A 26,872-nucleotide genomic window follows, 5' to 3' on the forward strand; every position below is an offset into this window, starting at 1 on the left:
GGTGCCTGTTCTTCATCGCTGTGACAGATCGGTACGGCGTCCACGATAGAGGCATGTTGTTAAACGTTGGACCAAACGTGGCCGGGGCCACGTTCGCCCGCCGTCCCGGCGAGGTGGGGGCGTGCGGACGAGCCCCCGGTCCGTCCTCTCTCCGTCCTCCGCCCCTCTCCGTCTCTCCGGCCGCTCGTCGACACCCCTCCGTACGGCGTCCCCTCGGCGCCTCGGCCGTGCCGGGGCGGGGCGCGCCTGAACCACCCCTCGGGTGCCGCCCGTTCGGCGGCTGGCGCGAAGCGACGGAGGGCGATGCGAGGTGGCGGAAAGCGACGGAAGGTGGCGGAAGGGGTGATCGGCGTCCGCCCCGGGGGGCTGTCACCGGGGGCGGGACCGCTACCGCGGGGCGTTCAGCGGCGCCGGGTTCCCGGAGGCGGGTCGTCGTCCTCGTCCTCCTCCAGCTCCTCCGCGTCCTCGGCGTCGCCGGGGTCCTCCGCGTCCTCGTTCTCCTCGTCCTCCTCGGCCGCCAGCACCTCGTCCAGCCGGGCGCGGGCGCCCTCCAGCCACTCCCGGCAGATCCGCGACAGCTCCTCGCCGCGCTCCCAGAGCGCCAGCGACTCCTCCAGCGGGACGCCTCCCGCCTCCAACCGCCGTACCACCTCGACCAGTTCGGCCCGGGCCTGCTCGTAGCTGAGCGAGGCGAGCGCGGTGGCCCCCGACGCCCCGGAGTCAGCCGGACCTTCGGACTCCGCTTCCGTCTCTCTCGTCATACCCTCACCCTAAGCACCGGCCCCGACAGCGCCGCGCCCCGACAGGACGGCCGAACCCCGGCGACGCGGCGAACGCCGAACCGTCCGACCGCGCCGAGCGCCACCTCGTCCGACGGGGCTGGCGCCAGCTGTCCGACGCGGGCGAACGCTCCCCACCCAACGCGCTCCGCCCAACGCGCTCCGCCCGCTGGCCTCCGGGCCCCGCGACTAGCCGGGCGGGGCGACGGTGACCTCGAACTCGCCCTCGGCGACCCGGGCCCGCAGCGCCTCACCCGCCGTGACCTCGGTGGCCTCGCGCACCACCGCGCCGTCCGCGCGGCGCAGCACGGCGTACCCGCGGCGCAGCGTCGCCGCGGGGGAGAGCGCCACCACCCGGGCGTGGGTGTGGGCCAACTCGTCCTCCGCGCGGTCGAGTCGGTGGGCGAGAACCCGGCGGCCCCGGGCCACCCAGTCCGCCACGTCCGCCGCGCGCTCCTCCACGATGGCCAGCGGGTCGGCCATCGCCGGACGGCTCATCACCTCGTCCAGCCGCCGCTCCTCGTGGTCGAGGACACCGGTGATGACGCGCCAGGCGCGCTCCCGGAGTCCCCCGATCCGCTCGTGCTCCTCGCCCACGTCCGGGACGGTGTCCTTGGCCGCGTGCGTCGGGGTGCGCGACCTGAGGTCGGCGACCAGGTCCAGCAGCGGGGAGTCCGCCTCGTGTCCGATGGCCGAGACCACCGGGGTCCGGCAGGCGGCCACCGCGCGGACCAGCCGCTCGTCCGAGAACGGCAGCAGGTCCTCCATCCCGCCCCCACCCCGGGTGACGATGACGACCTCCACGTCCTCCCGCGCGTCCAGCTCCCGGACCGCCTCGATGATCTGCGGAACCGCGTGGACCCCCTGCACCGCCGTGTGCCGGACCTCGAAGCGGACCGCGGGCCACCGCTCCCGCGCGGTGTGCAGCACGTCCCGTTCGGCGTCCGAGGCGCGGCCGGTGACCAGCCCTATCCGGCCCGGGAGGAAGGGCAGCGGCCGTTTCCGCTCCGCCGCGAACAGCCCCTCGGCGGCGAGCGTCGCACGCAACCGCTCCAGCCGCGCCAGCAGTTCACCCACCCCGACGGGCCGGATCTCGGCGGCGCGCAGCGAGAGACTGCCGCCCCGCTCGTACCAGACCGGCTTGGCGTGCACCACGACGCGGGCACCCTCGCCGATCACGTCCTTCACGCGCTCGAAAACCTGCCGGAAACAGGTGACGGTGATCGAGGTGTCCCGGGACGGGTCGCGCAGCGTCAGAAAGGCCATCCCCGCGCCGGGACGGGGCGAGAGCTGCACGATCTGCCCCTCCACCCAGACGTCCCCCAGCCGCTCGATCCAGCCGCCGATCTTGCGGGAGACCTCGCTGACGGGGATCGGCGTCTCGGCCGTGTTGAAAGCCATACGAGGAGGCTAATGCCCGCCGCTGACGCCCCCGCCCCGTCACCGCGCCCCACCCCGACCCGCCCCGGGATCCACCCCGGGGCCCTCCTCCGGCCGTTCCCGGACCCCTCCGCGCCGTCCGGTCGGCGTCGTCCCACTGACGCCCGGGCCGCCCGACCGCTACGGGGAAGGGGACTTCCCGGAGCCGGAGCCGGGCTCGGGGTCGAATCCCGGTTCGGGCCCGGGCGGGCCGAGCGGGCCGCGGACCGGGCTCAGCGGCCCGCGGCCGCGGTACCAGAGCACCGCCAGCACCGCGAGCCCCACCAACAGCCAGGCCAGACCGACCAGATGGGCTTCGCGGTGGGCGGTGACGATCACCGCGACCACGATGCCGAGGCCCACTAGCGGCACCACCCAGTCGCGGCCCACGCTCATCGGCGGCCCGCCCCGTCGCCGCAGGCCGTAGTAGCCGATCACCGAGAGGTGCAGCAGCGCGAAGGCGGTCAGCGCGCCGATGTCCACCACCGAGACCAGCCGTCCCAGCCCACCGTCGGCACGCGCCGCCCAGACCGCCGCGCACAGCGTGATCAGCGCCGTCAGCAGCAGCGCGCGCCCCGGTACGTCGGTGCGCGGGTGGACGCGCGACAGCGGTCTCGGCAGCCGCCCGTCGCGGGCCATCGCGAACAGCAGCCGCCCGGCCGCCGCCTGTCCGGCGAGCGCCGCGAAGGCCGCCCCCACCGCCTTGCTGAACGCGACGGTGTTCCCGAGCCAGTCGCCCACCGCGGACCCGGTGGCGTCGTAGAAGGCCGCGTCCTGGTCGGCCGGGCGGTCGGCCAGCTCCGCCGAGGACTCGCCGCTGAGCAGGGCGGCCAGATAAGTCTGCACGAGGAACAGCACCCCGGCCGTGACCAGGCAGAAGACCAGGGCCCTGGCGACGCGGGCAGGCGCCGGGCCGCCCTCTCCCCGTGTCTCCTCGGCGAAGTTGGCGATCGCGTCGAAGCCGAGGAAGGAGAGCACCGCGACGGAGACCGCGCCCAGCAGCGCCGTCGTCGAGAAACCGGTGTCCGAGGTGAAGGGGGTGAGCCAGCCCCGCTCCGTCCCGTCCCGCACCAGCACCACCAGCGCCGCCACCACGAACAGCAGCAGCACCGCGATCTCCATCAGCAGTACGACGAAGCCGACGCTGGCCGCGCGGCGCACCCCTGAGAGGTTGAGCGCGGTCGAGAGGAGCACCGCGAGCGCCGTCCAGATCCACTGGTCGACCGCGGGCACCAGCTGCTCCATCGCGATACCGCAGAACAGGTAGGCGACCGCGGGGATCAGCACGTAGTCCAGCATCGCCATCCACCCCGCGACGAAGCCGGGGCCGCGGCCGAGCCCGGCGCTCGCGTAGGCGTACACCGAACCGGCCTGCGGGACGGCGCGCAGCATACGGACGTACGAGGAGGCGGTGAAGGCCATGGCCACCGTGGCGACCACGTACACCAGCGGAACGGTGCCGTGGCTCCGGGCGTCGAGCGCCCCGAAGATCCCCACGGGCGCCATGGGCGCGATGAACAGCAGGCCGTAGACGACGAGATCGCGGGTGGTCAGGCTGCGCCGCAGGCCAGGTCCGGGAGCGGGTGCGGAGCGGGCGCGAAATCCGGGCATGCTGTCCAGCTTGCCCCAAACGTCCCCGCCCTCCCGGCAGCGTCATACGCCCTTACGATGGACTCATGACCGCACCCGCCTCGCGCCCGGCCACCGATCCGGATGCAGCCGCAGCGCGCCGCCCCGCAGAACGCCGAGTCCTGCTCGCCGCCCCCCGCGGCTACTGCGCGGGCGTGGACCGCGCCGTGATCGCCGTCGAGAAAGCCCTGGAGCAGTACGGCGCACCCGTCTACGTGCGCCACGAGATCGTGCACAACAAGTACGTGGTGCGCACCCTGGAGAAGAAGGGCGCGATCTTCGTCGAGGAGACGGAGGAGGTGCCCGAGGGGGAGATCGTCATCTTCTCCGCGCACGGCGTCGCCCCCGTGGTCCACGAGGAGGCCGAACGCGGCAAGCTCGCCACCATCGACGCCACCTGCCCGCTCGTCACCAAGGTCCACAAGGAGGCCGTCCGATACGCCCGGGAGGACTACGACATCCTCCTGATCGGACACGAGGGCCACGAGGAGGTCATCGGCACCAGCGGCGAGGCGCCCGACCACGTCACGCTGGTCGACGGCCCGAAGGACGTGCAGAACGTCGAGGTCAGGGACCCGGACAAGGTCGTCTGGCTCTCCCAGACCACCCTCTCCGTCGACGAGACGATGGAGACGGTCGACGCCCTCAAGGGCCGCTACCCCAACCTGCTCTCCCCGCCCAGCGACGACATCTGCTACGCCACCCAGAACCGGCAGAACGCGATCAAGCAGGTGGCGGCTGAGGCCGATCTCGTGCTGGTCGTCGGCTCGCGGAACTCCTCGAACTCCGTCCGGCTGGTGGAGACGGCGCTCAACCACGGCGCGCGCGACGGTCACCTGGTGGACGGTGCCGAGGAGATCGACGAGAGCTGGCTGGACGGCGTCACCACCATCGGCCTCTCCTCCGGCGCCTCCGTCCCGGAGGTCCTCGTCGACGGGGTGCTGGAGTGGCTGGCCGAACGGGGCTGGCAGGACGTGGAGATCGTCCAGCCCGTGGAGGAGCGGATGCAGTTCTCGCTCCCCAAGGAGCTGCGGCGGGACCTGCGTGCCGAGGCCGCCCGCAGGCTCGCGACCACCCCGGACACCGAGGCCGGCAGCGAATCCACCCCCGCCGAAGCCTCCTCCTCCGAGAGCTGAGCCCGCCCGGTGCGGGCGGAGCCCCCACGGCCCCAAGGCCGCGTTCCTGGGGTCCTCGGGGTCCTTGGTCCTTGGGGTTCTTGGGTCCTTGGCGTTCTTGGGTTCGTCCGGTCAGAACGCCCAGTCCGACCGCGCCCCGCACCGGTCTCCCGAACACCTCGGGGCCGGGGCGGGGACCGGGCGGAGCACGGGGCGGGCGGTCACGGCCCGGCCGACAGTGCCGCCGTCCCGCGGCGCCCCACCCGCGTCCCGTGGGCCGTGCGCGTCCCCCGGGGTTTCCCGGGCCTTCCGCGTCCCCCGAGTCTCAGGAGCGTTGCCGGCGCCGGGGCCGCCGCGCGTCGCGCGGGCCCTCCGGGCCCCCGGAACCCTTGGGGACCCCCGCCCGTACCAGTCCGCGCAGCCCCGCCAGGGTGCCCGGAATCCCCGCCACCTTCGGACCGTCCGGACGCTCGGCGTCCGAGCGCCGCGAGCGGATCCGGGCCCGGCGGACGAAGGCGACCGCGACCGCGAGCAGCGTCCCGGCGTAGAGCCAGCCCGCGTGCAGCGCCAGCGCCGAGACGCCGTTCATCAGCAGCCCGCTCACCCCGTCCGACTCGCTGCCGATGAAGAACACCCCGACGGCGAAGGCGATCGGTACCACCACCGGCCCCGCCAGCAGGTCCGCGGGCCGCACCCAGCCCGCCGCCACCGTGCTGACCAGGCAGAACACCACTCCGTAGACCGCGGGCGAACCGCCGAGCACCAGCGCGTCCAGGGCTCCGGTCAGCGCCATGAGCAGGGTCGCCAGCACACCGGCGCCCAGCCCCGTGAGCCGGGCGCGGGGCATCCCCGGGCGCGGGGCGGCCTGGTAGACGGAGACGGACTCGCGCCGCGCCAGCGCCTCCGGCCCGGTCGCCAGGGGCGAGGATGGGGTGGGGCGCGGCAGCCGCGGGCCGCGCGGTGGGCCTCCCGAGGCCCCACGGGGCCGGGGTCCGGACCGCTCCGCCCGTCGCGGCGGCTCGTGCTGGACTGTGCGCGCGCTGTGCTGGTGCTCCACCGGGCCACGGTAGGCCGCCTGCCCCGCGCGGGGAGAGCACGGACACGCATCGGTGGTGTGCGGGGCGTGTGTTCGACGGAACGGCGGCTGCCGTCCCGGAGGCCTCCCACCGCCCGTAGACTGGGCGACGGCCCGGCATCGGCCGCGCCCCCCCCGCGTCAGGGCTCCGCACCGCCCGGGACCATCCGCATCCACTCGCTACGGGAAGTCGCCACGTGTCGCTCACGATCGGAATCGTCGGCCTGCCGAACGTCGGCAAGTCGACCCTGTTCAACGCCCTGACCAAGAACGACGTGCTGGCGGCCAACTATCCGTTCGCCACGATCGAGCCGAACGTCGGCGTCGTCGGCGTCCCCGACCCGCGACTGGCACGGCTCGCCGGGATCTTCGGCTCCGAGCGCGTGCTCCCCGCGACCGTCGACTTCGTAGACATCGCGGGCATCGTCCGGGGCGCCAGCGAGGGCGAGGGGCTGGGCAACAAGTTCCTGGCCAACATCCGTGAGTCCGACGCGATCTGCCAGGTCATCCGAGCCTTCAAGGATGACAACGTGGTGCACGTGGACGGCCGGATCTCGCCCAAGAGCGACATCGAGACGATCGACACCGAGCTGATCCTCGCCGACCTCCAGACCATCGAGAAGGTGCTGCCCCGGCTGGAGAAGGAAGCCCGGGTCAAGAAGGACCGGCAGGCCGAGGTGAAGGCCGTCCAGGAGGCCCAGAGCATCCTGGAGGAGGGCCGCACCCTCTTCTCGGCGGGCGTCGCCCAGGGCACCGAGCGGGCCGCCCCGCTCCACGACCTCCACCTGCTGACCACCAAGCCCTTCCTCTACGTCTTCAACGTCGACGAGGACGAGCTGACCGACGAGGACTTCAAGGCCGAGCAGCGCGCGCTCGTCGCCCCCGCCGAGGCCGTCTTCCTCAACGCCAAGCTGGAGGCCGACCTCGCGGAGCTGGACGAGGAGGAGGCGCTGGAACTCCTCCAGACCGTCGGCCAGGAGGAGCCCGGCCTCGCCACCCTGGCCCGCGCCGGGTTCGCCACCCTCGGACTCCAGACCTACCTCACCGCGGGCCCGAAGGAGTCCCGCGCCTGGACGATCAAGCGGGGCGCCACCGCCCCCGAAGCCGCCGGTGTGATCCACACCGACTTCCAGAAGGGCTTCATCAAGGCCGAGGTCATCTCCTTCGACGACCTGGTCGAGACCGGCTCCGTCGCCGAGGCCCGCGCCAAGGGCAAGGCCCGCGTCGAAGGCAAGGACTACGTCATGCGCGACGGCGACGTGGTCGAGTTCCGCTTCAACGTGTAGCGGCTGACGTAACACCACGTCGCTGATCTGCCAAACGTGCAGGTCAGATGGGGTCCGACTCTTCGGAGTCGGGCCCTTTGATTTTTACGGTGCTGGATAGGTGCTGGATTTTCTGACCTCTCGTCACCTGTCATCACCCCTCATCTCCGTACCGTGCTGGATCCGTGCTGGACGAGAGCGCACACGGTGGGGCTGGCCCCGTCAGAGCCTGGCGGCGCTGGTGAGCGCGGACGGGTCAGCGCTCCCGCCAGTAGGGATCCACATACGGCTCCATGGACTGGCGGACCTCTTCCTGGACCGGGTCCATGAGGGGGCCGGGGGCGTAGTAGCGGGCCCGGGCCTTGCCGTGGGGAACGAGCCAGCCGCGGGCCACGAGCTCTCGGATGTCGCGAATGGCCTGCTGGTCGCTGAGGTCCGCGTCCTGCTGGTAAACGGTGCGGCGGACCTTCGCGTCCGAGAAGGCGGGCAGCAGGGCGTACACCACCCGCTCGTCCAGGCCGGCTGCTGCGACACCTTCGACCAAGTGAGTCCAGGCTCGGGCCATGACATCGAAGCGCCGCTGGGCCTGCTGTGCCTGGCGGTGATGCGCTGTCAGGCAGAACCGGATCCAAGGCCGGGTGTCCCGCTTCGGACTCCAATACGGGCCGCCCACATCCTCCAGGACCTGGTAGTAGGCGTACGTGTTCTGCCCCCGGCCGAGCCACTCCTCGATGGAGGAGAACTCGGGCGGCATCAGAGCCTCGCGGGAGAACACCAGAGCGGACAGGGCGCGGGACATGCGCCCATTGCCGTCTTTCCACGGGTGGATCTTGACGAGGTTGAGGTGGGCCATGGAGGCGCGGACGTGGACGGGGGCGTCGAGGTCGCCCTCATTGAGCCAGTCGATGAACTCCGACATCAGAGCGGGAACGTCCGCTTGGTCCGGCGCGGTGTAGGCGGGGACGAGGGAGTCGTCGGAGCTGGTGACGTAGACAGGTCCGTCGCGCCAGCGGCCGGGGCGCTTGTCGAGGTGGTGGCCCTGGAGCATGAAGTGCAGGCCGTTGAGCAGGCCGGCGTCGTACCGGAAGTCGTCTCTGGCGTCGGCGAGGGCCTGGATGTAGGTCATGCCGCGCTGGTGGCCCTCCAGCTCGGCACGCGTCTTCTCCCCGGTCTCCAGCGGTTCCTCACCGGACATGAGGGCTTCCACGTCGTCGACCGTTGCGGCGTACCCCTCGATGGTGTTCGATCCGGCGATTGCGCGGGCGGTGAGGTTGCGGCGCAGCTGGCGGGTCCAGCGTGGGGTGGCCCGGAGCATGTGGCGTAGGGAGCGGCGCATGCTCTCGATCTCGTCGAGGGCGCGGCGGTCGTCGGCGTCCAGGGAGGGCGTTACGTACAGCATGACTCCATGACATGATAATTGTGTCACGCCGTCAACCTGTCGCTGGGGTGATTCCTTACCTTGGGTCGCAGCTACCTCGTTGCTGCGGGCTTCTGGCCGTGGCGCGCAGCCTCCCGCTCTTCCGCGGCGCAGGTGGTGGGTGTGGGTATCAGCTCGGCCGCCCCGGTCGTGGAGGTCTTGCCCATGAGCGGACTGGGCGTGCATCCGGTCCCATTGGGTGCCGGAAGGGGCGCAGTGGGTCGACCTCGGCCCAGGGGGTGAGTGCGGCCGCCGGGGCGCCGCGTTCGGGGAGCCAGGTGGCGAGCCGCTGCCAGACCTCGCCGGCGTGGGCCGGGCGGTCGCTCGGTGCCTTGGAGAGGAGTTCGAGCACGAGGGTTTCCAGGTCTGAGGGCGTGTCGGGGTGCAGGTCGCGCAGAGGGATCGGCGGCTGGTCGAGGATCAGGCCGGGGAGCATGAGTTCCGAGCGGTGCTCGAAGACGGGTTCGCCGGTGAGCATCTTGTGGAGCAGGCAGCCGAGTGCGTACAGGTCGGTGCGGTGGTCGACGGGTTTACCCAGGATCTGTTCGGGTGCCATGCATTCCAGGCTGCCCGGCCGCTCGCCCGTGGTGGTGAGCTTGGTGATGTCGGGTTCGAGGAAGGCGGCCACGCCGAAGTCGAGGACCTTGACCACGCCGTCGGTGCGGATGATGACATTGCGGCCCTTGAGGTCGCGATGGACCATGTCGCGGGCGTGCACGGAGCCGAGGACGGAGGCGATCTGCACCCCGACCGAAGCAGTTTCCTCGATACTCAGCCGCTCCTGTTCGGCGATCCGGTCCTCGAGGTCGATGCCGGTCACGTACTGCATGACCAGGAAACGTGTGCCGCATTCCTCGCCGAGGTCGTAGACGGTGGCGATGCCCGTGTGGTCGAGGCGTGCGGCGGCGCGCGCCTCGCGTCGGAAACGTTCGGCGTCCCGGGCGCGCTGGCCCTGAGTCAGGCCCGCGGGTGTGTTCATAGTCTTGAGCGCGACGTCGCGGCCGAGGTGTTCGTCGTGGGCGAGCCAGACGACCCCCATGCCGCCGGAGCCGATTTCCCGCTTGATCCGGTAGCGCTTGGCGATCACAGGTCCGATGTCCATGTGCGGGGTGACTCCGTCCGCGTCCGTCTTCGAGGCCCGGCGTGCCCGCCGGGCAGACGCGCCGGACAGAGTGTGACATGGGCACGTTGTTTCGTGAACCGGAGCCTCTCCAGCTGACATTCATTGACTGAGTTCACAATCTCATGGTGTGATGTGTGTCGTTACGATCAAGAGGAGTGTGGCGCACCGCGGTCGGCGGGTGGCTACCGTTGCTCCGTACCGCCTCGGGAACAAGTGGGGAACACGTGGACGTCTTCAAGGTGCACCAGCGGCTCATCCGGGACTACAAGGAGTACACGTCCGGATCAGTGGTGATCGACGACGCCCGCATCGACGCCCAGGTGGCGAAGTCGCTCGCCGACGGAGACCAGTGGCCCGACCCTTATCTCTCCCTCAACCCGAGCTTCGCGCCCGGTGGTTCGGTCGAGGATCTCGCGCGGCCCGGGGGACTGCTGCACCCGGCGTGCGCGGACATTTTTCGTACGGGCAAGGACGAGCGGGGCGCGACCGTCCGTCCGATCCACTTCCACCAGCACCAGCTGGAGGCGATCGAGGCAGCCGGCTCCAGGGAGTCGTACGTCCTGACCACCGGTACCGGCTCCGGCAAGAGCCTCGGCTACATCGTGCCGATCGTCGACCGAGTGCTGCGCGAGCAGGAGACTGGCGCCGCGCCCGGCATCAAGGCGATCATCGTCTACCCCATGAACGCCCTCGCCAACAGCCAGGAGCGGGAGCTGGCGAAGTTCCTCACCGCCGGGTACGAGGAGGGGTGTGAGCCGGTCACTTATGCCCGCTACACCGGTCAGGAGAGGGAGGACGAGAAGGAGGTCATCCGCGAGTCCAAGCCGGACATCCTGCTCACCAACTACGTGATGCTGGAGCTGATGCTCACCCGGCCCAAGGAGCGCGAGAAGCTCATCGGGGCGGCCAAGGGGCTGCGCTTCCTCGTCCTTGACGAGCTGCACACCTACCGGGGGAGGCAAGGCGCCGACGTCGCCGTGCTGGTGCGGCGCGTACGCGAGGCATGCGAGTCACCCAACCTGCAGTGTGTGGGTACGTCCGCGACGATGGCCACTGAGGGCACCCCCACCGCGCGCCGCAGCGAGGTCGCCCGCGTCGCCTCCACCCTCTTCGACACGGAGATCTCCCCGGAGCGGGTGGTCGGCGAGACCCTGGTGCGGGCGACTGGGGACGCCGTGCCCACGCCGTCCGAACTCTCCGCGCGGGTGAGGGAGAACAACCCTCCGGCCGAGTACGGGTGGCTGGCCGCCGATCCGCTGGCCCGCTGGATCGAGACAGCCTTCGGCCTGGTCGAGGCGGAGGACGGGGACGGCAGCACGCTCATGGTTCGCGCCGAACCGCTCACTGTGGAGGACGCTGCGGTGCGCCTGCGCTCCGAGGCGTTCGGCATTGAGAAAGACGACCCGGAGGAGTGCTGGTACACGGCGTGCGCGGAGGCTATCCGGGCCACCCTCCAGGCGGGAGCGGCCGCCCGCAGCGCGGAGGACAACCGTCCGCTGTTCGCCTTCAGGCTGCACCAGTTCCTGTCCAAGGGCGGATCTGTCTACGTCTCCCTGGAGGGAGAGGCCGACCGTCACATCACCCGCACCTACCAGCAGCGCGTCCCGAACGCCCCCGAGAAGCTGCTGCTGCCGCTGTCCTTCTGTCGCGAATGCGGGCAGGAGTACCTGATGGTCGCCCGCGACGAGGGGGATGACGGCTCCGTCGCCTTCCGTACGCGCGAGGACGAGGACGAGGAGCAGGGGTATCTGTACATCTCGGCCGCCAACCCGTGGCCGGAGCAGGTCGGCGAGGCCATCGAGCAGCGGCGCTTCCCCGACAGCTGGCTCACCTTCGACGAGCGCAAGGGCGCCCCGGTGCTCACCGCGAGCCGCAGGAAGCGGGCGCCGCAGCCGGTGTGGGTGCGCTCCGACGGTACCGGAGGAGGAAAGGCGAACGGCGGCGTCTACGCGGCGTATCTGCCTGCGCCGTTCCTCTTCTGCCTGGAGTGCGGCGTCGGCTACGAGCAGGTCAAGGAGCGGGACTTCGCCAAGCTGATGACCCTCGACCAGGAGGGCCGTTCGACCGCCACCTCCGTCGTCAGTGCCTCGATCGTGCGTCACCTCAAGAGCATTCCTGAGGGCGAACTCGACAAGGACGCGAGGAAGTTGCTGACCTTCGTCGACAACCGGCAGGACGTGAGCCTGCAGTCGGGCCACTTCAACGACTTCGTCATGGTCACGCAGCTGCGCGGTGCCCTGTACCGGGCGATGGTTGCCGCCGGTGACAAGGGGCTGCGCTGGAAGCGGCTCGGCGAGGACGTGGTTGCGGCGATGGGGCTCTCCCCGCACGAGTACGCGGCCAAGCCCACTGAGATTGAGGAGCTGGCCGAGAGCACGCTGGAGGCACTGGCCGCGGTCGCCGAGTACCGCCTCTTCCTCGACCTGGAACGCGGCTGGCGCGTCACCATGCCCAACCTGGAACAGACCGGGCTGCTCGGTCTGGAGTACGGGGGGCTCGACGCCATTGCCGGCGACGAGGACCGGTGGCGGGACACTGTGGGTCCGCTGCGCACGGCCACTCCCGAGGCACGTCACCGGCTGTCCAAGGTCCTCATGGACGAACTGCGGCGCCAACGGGCCGTGGACACGCCCTACTTCACCGAGGCCAAATTCGCCGAACTCCGCAAGGAGTCGGCGCGGCTCAACGACGCGTGGGGGATCGCAGACACGGAGGCGGCGCCGCCTCCGGCCAAGTTCGCCGTGGCCCGGCCCGGCCGCCCCGGCCGCACCGGGCGCGGCCGCAGCGAGCTGAACCTGACCGGCCGCACCGCGTTCGGCCGCCATGTCCGCAAGGACACCACCTTCCCCGACTGGGGACAGGGACTCTCTCTCGACGAAGCCCAGGACGTCATCCGCGACCTGCTCCGGGTCCTGGCCGACGGCGGAGTCCTGGCCGCGGTCTCGCAGGGACGGGGCGAGGAGCCCGGCTACCGGATCAACCACACCGTCATCCGCTGGCACGCCCGCGACGACGACCACGGCGCCGTGGACCGCCTGCGCCGTACCTACCGTGACGAGCGCGGCCCCCGCGTCAACGCCTTCTTCAAGCGGCTCTACCAGGACATCGCCGCCACCTTCGCCGGTCTGCACGCCGCCGAGCACACCGCCCAGGTCCACCCCGACGTCCGCCAGGAACGCGAGGACCTGTTCGGTGAGGGCACCCGCCTTCCCCTCCTGTACTGCTCGCCGACGATGGAACTCGGCGTCGACATCAAGAACCTCAACGCCGTCAACCTGCGCAACGTGCCGCCGACCCCCGCCAACTACGCGCAGCGCTCCGGCCGCGCGGGCCGTAGCGGCCAGCCCGCGCTCGTGACCACGTACTGCGCGACCGGCAACAGCCACGACCAGTACTACTTCACCCGGCGCGAGCAGATGGTGGCCGGCCGGGTCGCCCCGCCCCGGCTCGACCTGGCCAACGAGGATCTGCTCGCCTCCCACGTGCACGCGATCTGGCTCGCCGAGACCCGGCTCGATCTCGGCACCAGCATGGCCCGGCTGATCGATGCCGACGGCGACCACCCCTCGCTGGAACTGGCGTCGTCGGTGGCCACGGCCATCGAGGAGCCGGCTGCCCGCCGCCGCGCCTTGGCGCGCGCCCGTACCGTCCTGGACGGCTGTGGCGATCTGCTGCGCGCCACGTCCTGGTGGCACGAGCGGTGGCTGGAGGAGACCGTCGAGGCCGCGGCGGGCAGCTTCCGCAAGGCGTGCGGGCGCTGGAAGAACCTCTTCAGGCAGGCCCTCGAAGAGCGCGAGATCCAGCACCGCAACATTCTCAACCGCACCGCCACGGGCCGCTCCAAGGACCAGGCCAAGCGCCGCCGCGCGCAGGCCGAGAGCCAGCTCGCGCTGCTGCGCAACGAACAGGGCGGCGAGCGGACCGTGATGTCGGACTTCTTCCCGTACCGCTACTTCGCCTCCGAGGGCTTCCTGCCGGGCTACTCCTTCCCCAGGCTGCCGCTCGCCGCGTACATCCCGGGCACCGGCCGCACCAGCCGTGGCGGCTACGACGGCGACTACCTGCAGCGCTCCCGGTTCATCGCGATCCGCGAGTTCGGGCCCGGCGCGCTCATCTACCACGAGGGCAGCCGCTACAAGGTGGACCGAGTGCAGCTGCCGCCGGACACCGCGGGTGAGCTGACCACCGAGAGCGCGAAGGTGTGCGGGGCCTGCGGCTATCTGTCCCCGGAGGAGCAGCACGAGGACGTCTGCATGGGCTGCGGCAGCGGCCTCGGTGACGCGCGGACAGGTCTGCTGCACCTGCACACCGTCTTCACCCACCGCCGCGACAGGATCTCCTCCGACGAGGAGGAGCGCCAGCGCACCGGTTACAAGGTGGAGATCTCCTACCGCTTCAAGAAGCACGAGGACGGCCGCGACGGATCACTGCGTGCCATGGCGCAGACCGCCTCCTGCCGTGCCCTCGCCGAGCTGGCGTACGGAGACAGCGCCACCATCCGGCTCACCAACCTCGGCTACCGCCGCTCCGTCGCCAAGGGCGAGATCGGCTTCTGGATGGACCCGGTGACGGGCGAGTGGCTCGCGGGCGGCGCGGCCAAGAAGGGCGGCAGGGAGACTCCCCAGGAGCAGGAAGGACTCGCGGACGCCGAGAAGGCCCACCGCAAGATGCCGGTGATCCCGTACGTGCAGGACACCCGTAACATACTCGTCCTCCACCTGGCCGAGCCGGTCGACCGGGACACCGCCGTCACCCTCCAGTACGCCCTGGAGCGGGGCATCGAGGCCGAGTTCCAGCTGGAGGACGCCGAACTCGACACCGAGGAGCTGCCGCCGCACGACGGGCCGCGTGAGCGCCTCCTGTTCATCGAGAGCGCGGAGGGCGGTGCGGGCGTGCTCAGGCGTCTGCAGGCCGAGCCCGGTGCGCTGGCCCGCGCCGCGCGCAAGGCACTGGAGATCGCCCACTTCGATCAGCTGGGGCGTGACCGCGGTGACGAGAAGACCAACGGCGACCCGTGCGAGAAGGGCTGCTACGACTGTCTGCTGTCCTTCGCCAACCAGCGTCACCACCGCGTCATCGACCGACAGCTCGTGCGCGACCTGCTCCAGGCGTTCGCGGACGGCACCGTCGGCGAGTCCACCCCGGGCCGTTCGCGCGACGAGCACGCCGACGCGCTGCGGCAGGGCGCCGACTCCACCCTGGAGGAGCGCCTCATCGAGTACCTGAGGTCGCACGGCCACCGGCTCCCGGACCACCAGCAGATCAAGGTGCGCGAGGCGCTGTCCAAGCCGGACTTCGTGTACGAGACCGGGTTTGGCCCGATCGCGGTCTTCGTCGACGGCCCGCACCACGACCACGACGACATCGTGCTGCGCGACGAGGAGGCGGAGGAGCGGCTGAAGGACTTCGGCTGGGAAGTGGTCCGCTTCCGCTACGACGACGACTGGTCCAAGAAGGTCGCCGAGTACCCTCAGGTGTTCGGCGAACCCGGCCGCTGACCTGCGGCCGGACGCCTCGCCCAGCAGCGGCCGATGGCCGCCTCTCCTCCTACCGTACGTACGCCAAGCCCGCCCGCATCCACCCGGAAGGTCCGTATGACCACCGCCGCCGCGCCGGCCCCGAAGTACGCCGTCGGCTCCCTCGTCCATGCCCGGGGCCGTGAATGGGTGGTGCTCCCGGACTCCACCGAGGACCTCCTCGTGCTGCGTCCGCTGGGCGGCGCCGACGTCGACATCGCGGGGGTGCTGCCCAACCTGGAGACCGTGGTGCCCGCCACGTTCGCCCCGCCCACGCCCGGAGACCTCGGTGACCAGCACACCGCTGGTCTGCTGCGCACCGCCCTGCGGATCGGGTTCCGGGCCGGGGCGGGCCCCTTCCGGTCGCTCGCCTCGATCGCCGTGGACCCGCGCCCGTACCAGCTGGTGCCGCTGATGATGGCGCTGCGCCAGGACACGGTGCGGCTGCTGATCGCCGACGACGTGGGCATCGGCAAGACCGTCGAGGCCGGCCTCATCGCGGCCGAACTGCTCGCCCAGGGTGATGCCCGCGGCCTGGTCGTGCTGTGCTCCCCGGCGCTCGCCGAGCAGTGGCGGGCCGAGCTGCGCGGCAAGTTCGGCATCGACGCGCGTCTTGTGCTGCCCGCCACGATCGGCCGCCTTGAGCGCGAGACGCCGTACGGGCAGTCGGTGTTCCGCCCTGATGGCGCATACGTCGTGTCGACCGACTTCATCAAATCGCCCCGCCACCGTGAGGACTTCCTGAACAACTGTCCCGACCTGGTGATCGTCGACGAGGCGCACACCTGTGTCGCGGACTCCACGGCGCAGGTCTCGGCGCGCACCTCGCAGCAGCGCTACGGACTGCTGCGCGCGCTTGCTGACGACGCCAGCCGTCACCTCCTCCTGGTCACCGCTACCCCGCACAGCGGCAAGGAGGAGCCCTTCCGCAGACTGCTCGGGCTGCTCGACGCCCGCCTCGCCACCGTGGGCTTCGAATCCCGCGCGGGCCGTGAACTGCTCGCCCAGTTCTTCGTGCAGCGCCGCCGCGCCGACATCCGTGAGGACTTCCAGGACGGCGCGCACTTCCCCTCCAGCCGGGACACCGTCGAGGTCTCCTACGCCCTGCAGCGCGACTACCGCGCCCTGCTAGCCGAGGTCCTCGCGTACGCCCGTGAGACGGTGCGCTCCGCCGACGGGGCGTTGCAGCAGCGGCAGCGCTGGTGGTCGACCCTGGCACTGCTGCGCACCCTGTCCTCCTCGCCGGCCGCCGCCGTACGGTCGCTGAACACCAGGGCCGGTGTCCAGGAGGCGGACACCCCCGACGAGGTGGACCTCACCGGGCAGGTGACCGTCTCGGACCCGGCGGACACCGACAGCGCCCAGTCCGCGGACGAGGTACCGGGCAGCCTGCTGCCCACCGCCACGTCCACGATCGAAGAGACCGGCTCTGACGGCCCCGATGGTCTCGACGCCGAGGAGAAGGCCCGGCTCGTCGCCATGGCCGAGGCCGCGCGCAAACTCGCCGGTCCCACCCGCGACACCAAGTTGAAGAAACTGGTGGCGATGGTGACCGACCTCCTCGACTCCGGTTACCGGCCGATCGTGTTCTGCCGCTACATCGCCACGTCCGACTACGTCGCAGGTCACCTGAAGAAGGTGCTCAACAAGAAGGGCACCGAACACCCGGTGGCGGTCGCTGCCGTCACCGGCGAACTCTCGCCCGACATGCGCCTGAACCGCATCGCCGAACTCACCGGCGCGGACGAGAACGGCGAGCCCGTCCCCGAGCGGCGCGTCCTGGTGGCCACCGACTGCCTGTCCGAGGGCGTCAACCTCCAGGAGTCCTTCGACGCCGTCATCCACTACGACCTGGCCTGGAACCCGACCCGCCACGAGCAGCGCGAGGGCCGCGTCGACCGCTTCGGGCAGCGCACCGAAACCGTGAAGGCCCTCACCCTGTACGGGGCGGACAACCCTGTCGACGACATCGTCCTGAAGGTGCTGCTGCGCAAGCACGAGCGCATCCGCCGCGCCACCGGCATCTCCGTCCCCGTGCCGCAGCAGGCGGAGAGCGCCATGCAGGCGGTCTTCGAAGAGCTGATCCTCAGCGGCGAGACCCCGTCCTTCGAGCAGGAGGGCCTGTTCGAGCGCGAACAGCTGCCCGCTGCCGAGCAGCTGGAGCTTGCCTGGGAGTCCTCCGCCGAGCGGGAGAAGGCGTCCCGGTCCCTCTACGCCCAGAACCGAATCAAGAAGGAGGACGTGGCCACCGAGGTCGCTGAGATCCGTGCCGCGCTCGGTACCGGCGAGGAGGTCAGGGAGTTCACCCGCCGCGCGCTCGGCGCACTGCGCGGGGTGCCCGCCGATCGCAAGCAGAGCGGGTTCACCGCCCACATCGACGCGCTTCCGCAGGGCCTGCGCGACGCCGTGACCGCGGCGCTCGGCCCCCGCCACCCGCGCCCGGTCGTTTTCCACGACGCGCCGAGCGCTCCGCGCGGCGAGGTGGCCCTCACCCGCACCGACCCGGTGGTGGCCGCGACCGCCCGCTTCGTCCTGGACACCGCCCTGGACGAGAAGTTCCCGGCCTGGCAGCGCCCGGCCCGCCGCTGCGGCGTGATCCGTACGAACGCCGTACGACGGCCCACCACCATGCTCCTCGTACGTCACCGTTTCCAGCTGAGCCTGCCCACCCGCGACGGCGAGATCCGCCCCCAACTCGCCGAGGACGCACGGGTGGTGGCCTTCCAGGGCAGACCCGAAGCGCCGCAGTGGCTGCCGGACGAGGAGGCGCTGGCCCTCCTTCAGGCCCGCGCCACCGGAAACTCCGACCCGGCCTTCGCCACCGACCACATCGCGTCGATTCTCGCCGCCCTGAAAACCGGCCTCATGGACGAACTGCGCCTGCGCTCCAAGACAGCCGCGACGGAGCTCGAAGCCTCGCACCACCGGGTCCGCACCGCCGCCCGTGCCCGTCTCGCCGGCCTGAAGGCCGTCCCGCAGGGCGATCCGGACGTCCTCGGTGTCTTCCTCTACCGTCCGGCCGCCACGATCCAGCTGGGAGCCGACGCGTGAGCACCGCGAGAACCCTGGTCACTGACACCGTCGCCACCGTCGGCGGGCTGCTGCCCTACGACCACCTCGTCCGCATCAAGGAGGGCAAGGAGCAGTCCGGCTCGAAGCCCGCCGACTACCGGCTGTTCGCCAAGGGCGAGTCCGTACGGGACGCCGCCGAGCGCTCCTGGGGCTATCTCTGCGGCGTCTGGGCCGCCTACCAGGACGCCCTCGCCCGCGACGGGGCGGACGACGACACCGGTGTGCACGCGGTGGGGCTCACCACCGAACGCTGGCTGCTACCCCTGTTCGAGCAGCTCGGCTTCGGCGCGCTGTTGGCAGTGCCGGAGCCCGGCCTGCCCGCCCACGACGACACGAAGAAGTTCCCTGTCAGTCACGCGTGGGCGCACGTGCCCGTGCACCTCACCGGCTGGAACGTCCCGCTGGACGTCCGCACCCCGCACGTGGCGCCGCAGGCCCCGCAGTCCATGGTGCAGGAGTACCTCAACCGCTCAGGTGACAAGGCCCTGTGGGGTGTCCTGTCCAACGGCCGCCAGCTGCGGCTGCTGCGCGAGTCCGCGTCGCTGACCGGCGCCGCGTTCATCGAGTTCGACCTCCGGGCGATCTTCGAGGGCAAGCGGTCCGACGACTTCGTCCTCCTGTGGCGCCTGCTGCACCGCACCCGCTTCGAGGGCGACCCCGCCGCCTCCTGCCCGTTGGAGAAGTGGCGCACCGAGGCCATCGACTCCGGCACCCGCGCCCTCAAGGAGCTCCGCAAGGGTGTAGAGAAGGCCCTCACCGTGATCGGCGGCGGCCTGATCGCCCACCCCGACAACGCGAAGTTGCGCGAGGCCCTGCACGCCCGCACGCTCACCGTCCGCGATCTGCACCCCGCCCTGCTGCGCCTCGTCTACCGACTCCTCTTCCTCTTCGTCACCGAGGACCGCGGCCTGCTTCTCCACCCGGACGCCGACAAGACCGCACGCGACCGCTACGAGAAGTACTTCTCCACCGCGCGCCTGCGCCGCCTCGCCCGCCGCTCCGGCAGCCCGCACGGCGACCAGTGGGAGGCCCTCACCCTCGTGATCAAGGGCCTCGGCGAGCCCGGCGGACGCCCCGAACTGGGCCTGCCCGCCCTCGGCGGCCTCTTCGAACCCACCCCGGTGGACAAGCGCCTCGACGGTCTCACCCTCACCAACGAGTCCCTGTACGAGGCCGTGCGCACCCTCGCCGTCATCTTCGACGTCAAGCTCGGCCGCCCCCGCAAGGTCGACTACCGGCACCTGGGAGCGGACGAACTCGGCTCGGTCTACGAGTCGTTGCTCGAACTCGAACCCCGCCAGGAAGAGGACGGCTCCTACGTCCTGAAGAAGTTGGACGGCAACGACCGCAAGACTTCCGGCTCCTACTACACGCCCTCTCCGCTGATCGACTGTCTCCTGGACTCGGCCCTTGACCCGGTCATCGAGCGGGCCGTCCGCTCAGGCACGACGAAGCAGGAACGCAAGGCGGCGCTCCTGGCCCTGACGGTGTGCGACCCGGCCTGCGGCAGCGGCCACTTCCTGGTCGCGGCGGCCCGCCGCATCGCCCGCCGCCTCGCGGAGATCGAGACCGACGACCCGGAGCCGACCGCCGAGGCCGTCCGCGACGCGCTGCGCGAGGTCATCTCCCGCTGCGTGTACGGCGTCGACCTCAACCCCATGGCCGTGGAACTGGCCAAGGTCTCCCTGTGGATCGAGGCCATGAAGCCCGGCCGCCCGCTCACCTTCCTCGACGCGCACATCAAGCACGGCAACGGCCTGCTCGGCACGACACCGAAGCTCCTCGCGGGCGGGCTGCCCGACGAGGCGTTCAAGGTCCTGGAAGGCGACGAGTCCAAGGCCGTAAGAAACCTGAAGGCTCGCAACGCGAGCGAACGGGAGCGGTGGCTGGCGGCGCTGCGCCACCACGCGAACCAGGACGCCCTCTTCTCTGAGCAGCACGCGCTGGAGATCTCCAACGCGGCAATCAGCGCGAAGACGTCGGACATCACGACCGCCCGGTCGGAGGAACTGGAGGACGTCCAGAACCAGGCCCGCGCCTACCACGAACTCACCATCTCCAGGGACTACGTGCGGGCGCTTGAGCTAGCCGACGCGTGGTGCGCGGCGTTCGTCTGGGAGAAGACCGAACGCACCGACGGCACGAAACGGACGGACGAGACCTTCCCGCCCGCGCTCACCACGGACTCCCTGCTCGCCCTGCACTCCGCAGACGGCGGCGCGAGTCTGCCGGCGGGCACGGTGGAGAAGGTGTTGCGCCTGCGCGAGGAGTACCGCTTCTTCCACTGGCACTTGGAGTTCCCTGAGGTGTTTCGGGTGCCGGCCGATCTGGACGCGCCGGGGGTGGACGAACGGACCGGGTGGAAGGGCGGGTTCAGTTGCGTCCTCGGCAACCCGCCGTGGGAACGGGTCAAGCTCCAGGAGCAGGAGTTCTTCGCCACCCGTGACGCCTCGGTTGCGAACGCCGCGAACAAGGCGGCCCGCGAGCGCCGGATCGCCGCGCTGGCCACCAGTGAGGAGGAGGCGGACCGGTCCCTGCACGCCGAGTTCATTGCCGCGCGCCGCCTCTCCGAAGGCATCAGCCACCTGCTGCGCGGCTCGGGTCGCTTCCCGTTGGCCGGGCGCGGCGACGTCAACACGTACGCGGTCTTCGCCGAGGCGGCTTCGCTCGGCATCGCCCCCGAGGGACGCTTCGGCCTGGTCCTGCCGACGGGCATCGCCACCGACGCGACGACCGCGCCGTTCTTCTCCGACCTGGTGCGCACCTCACGGCTCGCGTCCTTCCTGGACTTCGAGAACGAGGCGTTCATCCTCAGCCGGGACGTGCACCACTCGGTACGGTTCTCGCTGCTGACCGTCACCGGCCGCGGTGAGCGGGTGGATTCGGCGCCCTTCGCGTTCGGCACCCGCCACATGGAGGATCTCGACGAGCGCCGCTTCACGATGCCGCCCGAGGAAATCCTCCTGGTTAACCCCAACACGGGCACGCTGCCGGTGTTCCGCACCCGCAGGGACGCGGAGATCACCCTGGGGATTTACCGGCGCGTCCCGGTCCTCCGGCGCGAACCGGACGCGGACGGCAAGGGCGGCACGGACCCATGGGGCCTGACCTTCATGACCATGTTCCACATGTCCAACGACTCCCACCTGTTCCGTGGCAAGGCGGAGCTGGAGGGCGAGGGCTGGAAGCTCAAGGGCAACATCTTCATGCACCCGTCCGACGGGTGCCGCTATCTGCCGCTGTACGAGGCCAAGATGCTCCACCACTTCGACCACCGGCTCGGCACGTACGAGGGGCAGACGCAGGCGCAGGCGAACGTGGGGACGCTGCCGAGGGTTACGGCGGAGCAGCATGACGACCCCGACTTCGCGCCGATGCCTCGGTACTGGGTACCGGAGTTCGACGTGGACTCGGGGAGGCGGGACAAGAAGGGGAACCGGGTCATGTGGCCGGGGGTCGCCTCGCGGCTGGGGGAGAAGGAGTGGTGGAACGGGTGGCTGTTGGGGTGGCGGGACATCGCTCGCTCCACGGATACGCGGACCATGATCGGTTCGGCCTTGCCGGCGTACGGTGTCGGCGACAAGTTCCTGCTGGCTCTGGCCCCGCAGTCACCGGCGATCCTGCTGGCCATCTTTGACTCGTTCGTCTTCGACTTCGTGACGCGTCAAAAGGCATCGGGTACAGCGCTGAAGTACTTCACCGTGCGGCAGCTTCCGGCGGTGACCTCGCAGGAACTCGCCGATCTGGACGGACTCTTGGGCGGCAGCGCGGCGGACTGGATCGTCGCTGGCTCCCTAGAACTTGCGTACACCTCACGGGACATGGCTGCATTCGCCAGGACCCATGGGGAGACCGGTGCCCCGTTCCGCTGGAACGCGGAGCGCCGCGAGCTTCTGCGTGCGGAGCTGGACGCCGCACTGTTCCATGCGTACGGGCTCAGCCGCGATGACGTGGACTATGTGATGGAGACGTTCCCCACGGTCAAGAAGAGGGAGGAGACCCTGTGCGGCACCTACCGCACCCGCGACCTCATCCTCGACATCTACGACCGCATGGCGGAGGCCCGCGAGACCGGCCGTGCCTACCAGACCGTGCTGGACCCGCCGCCAGGCAAGGGCCCCCGCCACGAGAGCTGAATCACGAAGTCGCGGGCGAAGCCAATCAGTTGGGCTGGCTCCGCCCGAGTTCGGCGACGAACCCGGCCCAGGCGGCGCGTGGGAACGCGAGCTGGGGGCCGCCGCGCTCCTTGGAGTCCCGTACGTGGACGACGGCAAGGGCGGTGGCGACCTCGACGCATTCGCCGCTGCTGTATGAGCTCTTGAACCACTGGAGCCGCGCAGGCTGTTCGGTGCTCATTGATCTCCCAGCAATTTCTCGATCAAGGCCAGGGACTCGCTTGGGTTGAGGGCCTGGGCGCGGATACTGCCGTAGCGCGCGGCCAGCATACGTACCTCTTCAGGGGCAGTCACAAGCCGGCTGACGTTCTGCACTTCCACATATGCGAGCTGGGCTTTCCCTGGCGGGGTAAGCAAAGTGAACGGACCACCGAGGCTCGGGTGATCCGTACGATTCGTGGGCATGACCTGGAGTTCCACATTGCGCAGTGGCGCTACCGAGAGCAGTCGGCGCAACTGCACCCGGTGGACTGTCGAGGTTCCTGTCGGCCGTTGGAGGACGGACTCCTCGACGGTGAACGAGACAAGCGGCAGGGGCCAGCGCGTCAGGATCTCCTGCCTGCCCAGCCGAGCGGCCACTCGTTGCTCGATGGTCTCGTCGTCGAGCAGCGGCCGACGGCTGGTGAAGACGGCACGCGCGTGCCCCTCTGTTTGGAGGAGTCCCGGCAGCGAAAGCGCCGCGTAGTAATGCAGCTCGACCGCTGTCGCCTCCAACTCCGCATAATCCCGAAACCACTCCGGATGCCGAACCCTCCGCCGAGCCTTCGCCCGCTCCACGTCCTCCCCGAGCATCGCCAATAGCCCACCACACCCGAGAAGTTCGTCCACCGTCACCAGAAGGTCCGGCTGCGGAGTCCGCCGCCCCCGCTCGATCGAAGAGATCTGCTCCTCGCTGTACCCGACCGCCTGCCCCAGCTCCCGCTGGTTCATCCCGGCCAGCTCCCGTGCCGCCTTGATCATGCGGCCGATGGCGCGGAACAGGTCCGCTACCTCCTCGGAGCCCGCTGGGTCTCCGGCGCCACCCGAGTCGCCTCGTACCGCCACCATCGCCCACCACCCGCCCGTTCCGGTCCCGGCCGCCGCCCGGACGTGCCGCCCGTGGATCTCCTGCCCCCCCCCGAGCGCCGTTCGTGTACGTCACGGCCGGACACCCGGACAACTCCCGTACCAGCCGGGCCGCCCACCCGGACAGCCTGCCCGCACCGCCGGACAGTCACGCTCCGTACGGCGGCGGGTGCTCCCCACGGTAGATCGGGCACGTCACCCTCGGTGATGTGAACCAGGAAACCGAGGTCGTCGATCCCCAATCAGACGCGCACGTGGGCCACTTGCGCTTCACGGCGCCCACGCCGTACGCCATGCCGCCGAGCGCCGGCTCGCGGCGCACCTGTCGCCGGACGGCCCCCGAGGCGACGACCTCACCACCACGGCCGCCATCCTCATCGCCGAAATGACCGCGAACGCCGCCCTGCACGGCCGGGTGCGCGGTCGCGAGGCCCGCCTCGACGTCCATCTGGACGCGAGCGAACTGCGGATCGAGGTCAGCGACGCCCGAGGCGACTGCCTGCCTGTGCGCCAACCCCCGAAAGACGGAGGTGAATCGGGGCGTGGCCTGCTGCTCGTGGAGGCGCTGTCCGACGATTGAGGCGTACGCCCGCACAGCCCCGGCGGCAAGACGGTATGGGCCGCGTGCCGCCGCTGGCCGTTGGTCCGCGCCCCTTGTCCCTGGGTCGCTCAGACCCGTACGAGTTTGCTCAGCGTGGCACAGAGGGCCGCGCCACCGTCCGGCGCGGCCACCGCCATCTTCCGCAGGTCCTCTCTGGTCAAGTACCGGTAGCTCTGCGGTGGATGGAACGGCCCGGCAGCCCGTAGGGCCGACAGCGGCACTGGCTCTTCGAAGGCCACGGTCGCTTCCAGTGAGAGTCCGCTCGCCTGGAGCGCCCCGCTCATGTACGCGTCGTACTCGCGGCGGCTGATTCCGGCCTCCGTCCGGCTGGCGGTCCAGACTTCGCGGGGAGAGGCCACCCGGACGGAGGCGATGCGCGCGAGGCCCACGATGGCCATGGTGGGGGCGGTCGCGTAGAGCAGGACCGGGGTTCCGGGCGGGGCGGCGACGCGCTGGCGGCGGACCTCCACCGTCTTCGTCCCGGCCAGGATCGCCGTGGCGAACCGGGGGTGGACGGACAGCAGCATCGTGCGCTCCGGATCGTTCACGGTGTTCGGTGCCCCTCTTCATAAACAGCCTGGAACAGCGCGTTGCTGATCTTCGACAGTGACGTCAGCGGCAACGGTAGCCGCAGCTTCCCGGCCAACGCGGTCAACCGGGAATGCGCCACATGTACGGGGAAGAGCTCCGTGTCGGAGAACCTCAAGGCCATGGCCTTTCCCGAGCTGTCGGCTGTCGCGCGCACGTCGGCACGACCATATACGCCCAGGTGTTCGAATTTCGAGAAGAGGGTGTCGGGCTCGTCGACGATCACCTCGTCCAGGCGCGAGCAGCCGATCACCATCTTCCCCTGCTGTCTGGAGCCGCTCCCGCTGACGTACCAGAGGATCCGGGCGGGGACTGATTCCCCTCGGCCTCCTGGTGACCGGTAGTAGACGTGCTCACGGCTGATGCCGAGCACGTCGGCCCGAGGGACGAGCATGGCCGGAACGTCGAACAGCTCCGTCGACCAACGGGGTCTGATGGGGGCGATGAAGGACGGCAGGGCCGAATCGATGAGCTTCACCGGCCACCACACCCGCTCGGCCACGCTCGCGATCTCCGGCGGTACCTGAGGATCCAGGGCCGGCATCACGCGCCCCAGACGGTTTCCGATCTCTGCGGCTACCGCGGATACGGCGGCGGCGGACCCGCACATATCGACGAGGACCGCGGTGAAGCCGCTCTCGTCGGCGATGAAGCCGTCGCTGCCCGCCGCCGCCTTGGCGGCCGCGGACATGTACGGATCCGCGATGCGGACCGCCTGTGCGCCTCTCTCCCGGGCGAGCTTCTTCAGCATGAAGAGCAATTGCCTCGCGAGTGTCTGCTCCAGGGGGTGCGAGGCTGTACGCAGGAAGGCGACGTTGAGCGTGCGGCCGTCCATGGCCCAGACGTTCAGAGCCACGGGGCGTCCCGCTCCGTCCCGCAGTAGTTCCCTGTGCCACAGCACACCGTCCGTGGCGAGGGATCTCAATCGCTCCGCGAAGGCGGAACCCCTGTCGCCGTCGGCCTGGTCGAAGAAGGCGACCAGCCCACCTTCGCTGCCGGGTGTGACCGTCTCGGCGGAAAAGGCGGTACCCATGAGATCGGCCGGCCGGTACACCTGGGCTTGGTGCAGTTCATCGACATGCAGGGTGACCACCGCGGGGGAGACGACCTTGACGCGTGCCACGCTCCAGGCGATATCGGCCAGGGCGGCAAGTCCGGGATCGCGTGTCACCAGTACCTGAAGGCCGGCGCAGGACGTCTCGGCCACGTACTGCAGGCGGGCGCGCTGCTCGGCGGCGAGGGGGGTGCCGGGCGATTCTTTCCGTACTGCGGCGACCAACTCCGCCAAGCGGACCGAAACCGCGGCGGTGTTGGGGGACAGCGACCGCAGCCCGGCCAAGCCGGTGCGCTGATGCTGCCGCTCCTCCACCTTCTCCACGTCGCGTACGGCGTGCAGTAGCTGCGGTGTATAGGCGAGTTCGATCAGGTCGGCGAGCCACCCCGCTTCGAGGGCCCGCGACTCCTTCACCGCTTGTTCCGACCCCGCACCGCGGAGCCCGGCGAAGACGCTGTGGTCGACGGTCACCACGAGCAGAGCCTCGCTCTGAGCCTCGGTGAACAGATCCTCATGGCCGAGGTCGAGCCACCAGGTGTCCAGGATCTCCCTGTCCTTGCCCCTGCCCACGCTCTCGCCCTTGGGGACGAAGCCGAGGCCCGCCCACATGCCGCTGAGGCCGTAGTCGCGACGGCACTTGGCCCGGATTCCGAGCCGGTGCGCGTGTTGCTCCCGAATGGTCTCGATCAGTCGGCGGGCGATTCCCTTCTTCCGGTGCTTGTCGGCCACGCACAAGTGGGCGAGGCGTACATGGAGATTCCGTTTCGGGAGTCCGAAGAGCGCGTAGCCGACGACTTCCCCGTCCTCCACGGCCGCCAACAGGCCGCCGTCCTCGGCATGCTTGTGGTATGCGGGCGGCGTGAGCAGGCCCAGATACCTCGTGTACCTGTCGCCCAGGGCGATGACCGGGCCCATCAGCTCCGACCCCTCCCCGGACACCGGCAGCACCTCGATCGCCATGTTCCCCCTCCGTGGACAC

Annotated in this window: 16 protein-coding genes; 6 read left to right on the plus strand and 10 right to left on the minus strand. The window is 70.5% G+C overall.

Features of this window, described 5'->3' with window-relative positions:
• Positions 1 to 401: 401 nt before the first annotated feature.
• The 3 genes from E0L36_RS10705 to E0L36_RS10715 all read right to left on the minus strand — a co-directional run bounded on the left by E0L36_RS10705 (position 402) and on the right by E0L36_RS10715 (position 3,809).
• Positions 402 to 761 carry an exodeoxyribonuclease VII small subunit gene (locus tag E0L36_RS10705; protein ID WP_180928798.1) on the minus strand — a complete coding sequence of 120 codons (360 nt, stop codon included), beginning with the start codon at positions 759 to 761 and terminating at the stop codon, positions 402 to 404.
• Between the two features lie 207 nt (positions 762 to 968).
• Positions 969 to 2,180, minus strand: a complete 1,212-nt coding sequence (xseA, locus tag E0L36_RS10710; RefSeq protein ID WP_180928799.1) for an exodeoxyribonuclease VII large subunit — start codon at positions 2,178 to 2,180, stop codon at positions 969 to 971.
• Between the two features lie 159 nt (positions 2,181 to 2,339).
• On the minus strand, positions 2,340 to 3,809 hold the full coding sequence (locus E0L36_RS10715; RefSeq protein WP_180928800.1) for an APC family permease: 1,470 nt from the start codon (positions 3,807 to 3,809) through the stop codon (positions 2,340 to 2,342).
• Positions 3,810 to 3,874: 65 nt separating this feature from the next.
• On the opposite strand from E0L36_RS10715, the gene E0L36_RS10720 reads away from it, so the two are divergent.
• On the plus strand, positions 3,875 to 4,963 hold the full coding sequence (locus E0L36_RS10720; RefSeq protein ID WP_258016134.1) for a 4-hydroxy-3-methylbut-2-enyl diphosphate reductase: 1,089 nt from the start codon (positions 3,875 to 3,877) through the stop codon (positions 4,961 to 4,963).
• A gap of 304 nt (positions 4,964 to 5,267) precedes the next feature.
• Here the strand turns inward: E0L36_RS10720 and E0L36_RS10725 are convergent, their stop codons facing one another.
• On the minus strand, positions 5,268 to 5,999 hold the full coding sequence (locus E0L36_RS10725) for a DUF6542 domain-containing protein (RefSeq protein ID WP_180928801.1): 732 nt from the start codon (positions 5,997 to 5,999) through the stop codon (positions 5,268 to 5,270).
• A 215-nt stretch (positions 6,000 to 6,214) separates the two neighbouring features.
• On the opposite strand from E0L36_RS10725, the gene ychF reads away from it, so the two are divergent.
• Positions 6,215 to 7,303, plus strand: coding sequence for a redox-regulated ATPase YchF (gene ychF, locus E0L36_RS10730; protein WP_180928802.1), 1,089 nt, complete (start codon positions 6,215 to 6,217; stop codon positions 7,301 to 7,303).
• 235 nt (positions 7,304 to 7,538) lie between these two features.
• Here ychF and E0L36_RS10735 read toward each other — a convergent pair whose 3' ends face one another.
• Both E0L36_RS10735 and E0L36_RS10740 read right to left on the minus strand, forming a co-directional pair.
• The gene (locus tag E0L36_RS10735) at positions 7,539 to 8,681 is read right to left on the minus strand and encodes a Fic family protein (protein WP_258016135.1); all 1,143 of its coding nucleotides are present in this window, start codon (positions 8,679 to 8,681) and stop codon (positions 7,539 to 7,541) included.
• Positions 8,682 to 8,829: 148 nt separating this feature from the next.
• Positions 8,830 to 9,801 (minus strand): serine/threonine-protein kinase, encoded by a 972-nt coding sequence (locus E0L36_RS10740; RefSeq protein WP_180928803.1) that lies wholly within the window; start codon positions 9,799 to 9,801, stop codon positions 8,830 to 8,832.
• Between the two features lie 245 nt (positions 9,802 to 10,046).
• Here E0L36_RS10740 and E0L36_RS10745 point away from each other — a divergent pair, with 245 nt between their 5' ends.
• The 3 genes from E0L36_RS10745 (at position 10,047) to E0L36_RS10755 (ending at position 22,546) form a co-directional block, all read left to right on the plus strand.
• Complete coding sequence (locus E0L36_RS10745) at positions 10,047 to 15,320, plus strand: DEAD/DEAH box helicase (RefSeq protein WP_180928804.1); 5,274 nt, start codon at positions 10,047 to 10,049, stop codon at positions 15,318 to 15,320.
• A gap of 96 nt (positions 15,321 to 15,416) precedes the next feature.
• Positions 15,417 to 18,389: a helicase-related protein gene (locus E0L36_RS10750; RefSeq protein ID WP_180928805.1), complete on the plus strand. Its 2,973-nt coding sequence runs from the start codon at positions 15,417 to 15,419 to the stop codon at positions 18,387 to 18,389.
• Positions 18,386 to 22,546 (plus strand): Eco57I restriction-modification methylase domain-containing protein, encoded by a 4,161-nt coding sequence (locus tag E0L36_RS10755; RefSeq protein ID WP_180928806.1) that lies wholly within the window; start codon positions 18,386 to 18,388, stop codon positions 22,544 to 22,546. The genes E0L36_RS10750 and E0L36_RS10755 overlap by 4 nt, the downstream gene beginning before the upstream one ends.
• 25 nt (positions 22,547 to 22,571) lie before the next feature.
• Here the strand turns inward: E0L36_RS10755 and E0L36_RS10760 are convergent, their stop codons facing one another.
• Together E0L36_RS10760 and E0L36_RS10765 are read right to left on the minus strand one after the other, a co-directional pair.
• Positions 22,572 to 22,766, minus strand: coding sequence for a DUF397 domain-containing protein (locus E0L36_RS10760; protein WP_180928807.1), 195 nt, complete (start codon positions 22,764 to 22,766; stop codon positions 22,572 to 22,574).
• On the minus strand, positions 22,763 to 23,632 hold the full coding sequence (locus tag E0L36_RS10765; protein WP_180928808.1) for a helix-turn-helix transcriptional regulator: 870 nt from the start codon (positions 23,630 to 23,632) through the stop codon (positions 22,763 to 22,765). Before E0L36_RS10765 ends, E0L36_RS10760 begins: the two co-directional genes overlap by 4 nt.
• 340 nt (positions 23,633 to 23,972) lie before the next feature.
• Between E0L36_RS10765 and E0L36_RS10770 the strand changes: the two genes are divergently transcribed.
• The gene (locus E0L36_RS10770; RefSeq protein ID WP_219636602.1) at positions 23,973 to 24,230 is read left to right on the plus strand and encodes an ATP-binding protein; all 258 of its coding nucleotides are present in this window, start codon (positions 23,973 to 23,975) and stop codon (positions 24,228 to 24,230) included.
• 89 nt (positions 24,231 to 24,319) lie between these two features.
• Here the strand turns inward: E0L36_RS10770 and E0L36_RS10775 are convergent, their stop codons facing one another.
• Both E0L36_RS10775 and E0L36_RS10780 read right to left on the minus strand, forming a co-directional pair.
• Positions 24,320 to 24,799, minus strand: a complete 480-nt coding sequence (locus E0L36_RS10775) for an ASCH domain-containing protein (protein ID WP_308416721.1) — start codon at positions 24,797 to 24,799, stop codon at positions 24,320 to 24,322.
• Positions 24,796 to 26,853 carry a GNAT family N-acetyltransferase gene (locus E0L36_RS10780; protein ID WP_180928809.1) on the minus strand — a complete coding sequence of 686 codons (2,058 nt, stop codon included), beginning with the start codon at positions 26,851 to 26,853 and terminating at the stop codon, positions 24,796 to 24,798. The genes E0L36_RS10775 and E0L36_RS10780 overlap by 4 nt, the downstream gene beginning before the upstream one ends.
• Positions 26,854 to 26,872 lie beyond the last annotated feature (19 nt).

The sequence above is a fragment of the Streptomyces sp. AJS327 genome (genome assembly GCF_013450295.1).
Taxonomy (GTDB): Bacteria; Actinomycetota; Actinomycetes; order Streptomycetales; family Streptomycetaceae; genus Streptomyces.

What these genes read in the sequence shown, in the direction of transcription:
- E0L36_RS10705 (WP_180928798.1), bottom strand. Translation starts at nt 761, where the DNA reads ATGACGAGAGAGACGGAAGCGGAGTCCGAAGGTCCGGCTGACTCCGGG.
- xseA (WP_180928799.1), bottom strand. Translation starts at nt 2,180, where the DNA reads ATGGCTTTCAACACGGCCGAGACGCCGATCCCCGTCAGCGAGGTCTCC.
- E0L36_RS10715 (WP_180928800.1), bottom strand. Translation starts at nt 3,809, where the DNA reads ATGCCCGGATTTCGCGCCCGCTCCGCACCCGCTCCCGGACCTGGCCTG.
- E0L36_RS10720 (WP_258016134.1), top strand. Translation starts at nt 3,875, where the DNA reads ATGACCGCACCCGCCTCGCGCCCGGCCACCGATCCGGATGCAGCCGCA.
- E0L36_RS10735 (WP_258016135.1), bottom strand. Translation starts at nt 8,681, where the DNA reads ATGCTGTACGTAACGCCCTCCCTGGACGCCGACGACCGCCGCGCCCTC.
- E0L36_RS10740 (WP_180928803.1), bottom strand. Translation starts at nt 9,801, where the DNA reads ATGGACATCGGACCTGTGATCGCCAAGCGCTACCGGATCAAGCGGGAA.
- E0L36_RS10750 (WP_180928805.1), top strand. Translation starts at nt 15,417, where the DNA reads ATGACCACCGCCGCCGCGCCGGCCCCGAAGTACGCCGTCGGCTCCCTC.
- E0L36_RS10760 (WP_180928807.1), bottom strand. Translation starts at nt 22,766, where the DNA reads ATGAGCACCGAACAGCCTGCGCGGCTCCAGTGGTTCAAGAGCTCATAC.
- E0L36_RS10765 (WP_180928808.1), bottom strand. Translation starts at nt 23,632, where the DNA reads ATGGTGGCGGTACGAGGCGACTCGGGTGGCGCCGGAGACCCAGCGGGC.
- E0L36_RS10780 (WP_180928809.1), bottom strand. Translation starts at nt 26,853, where the DNA reads ATGGCGATCGAGGTGCTGCCGGTGTCCGGGGAGGGGTCGGAGCTGATG.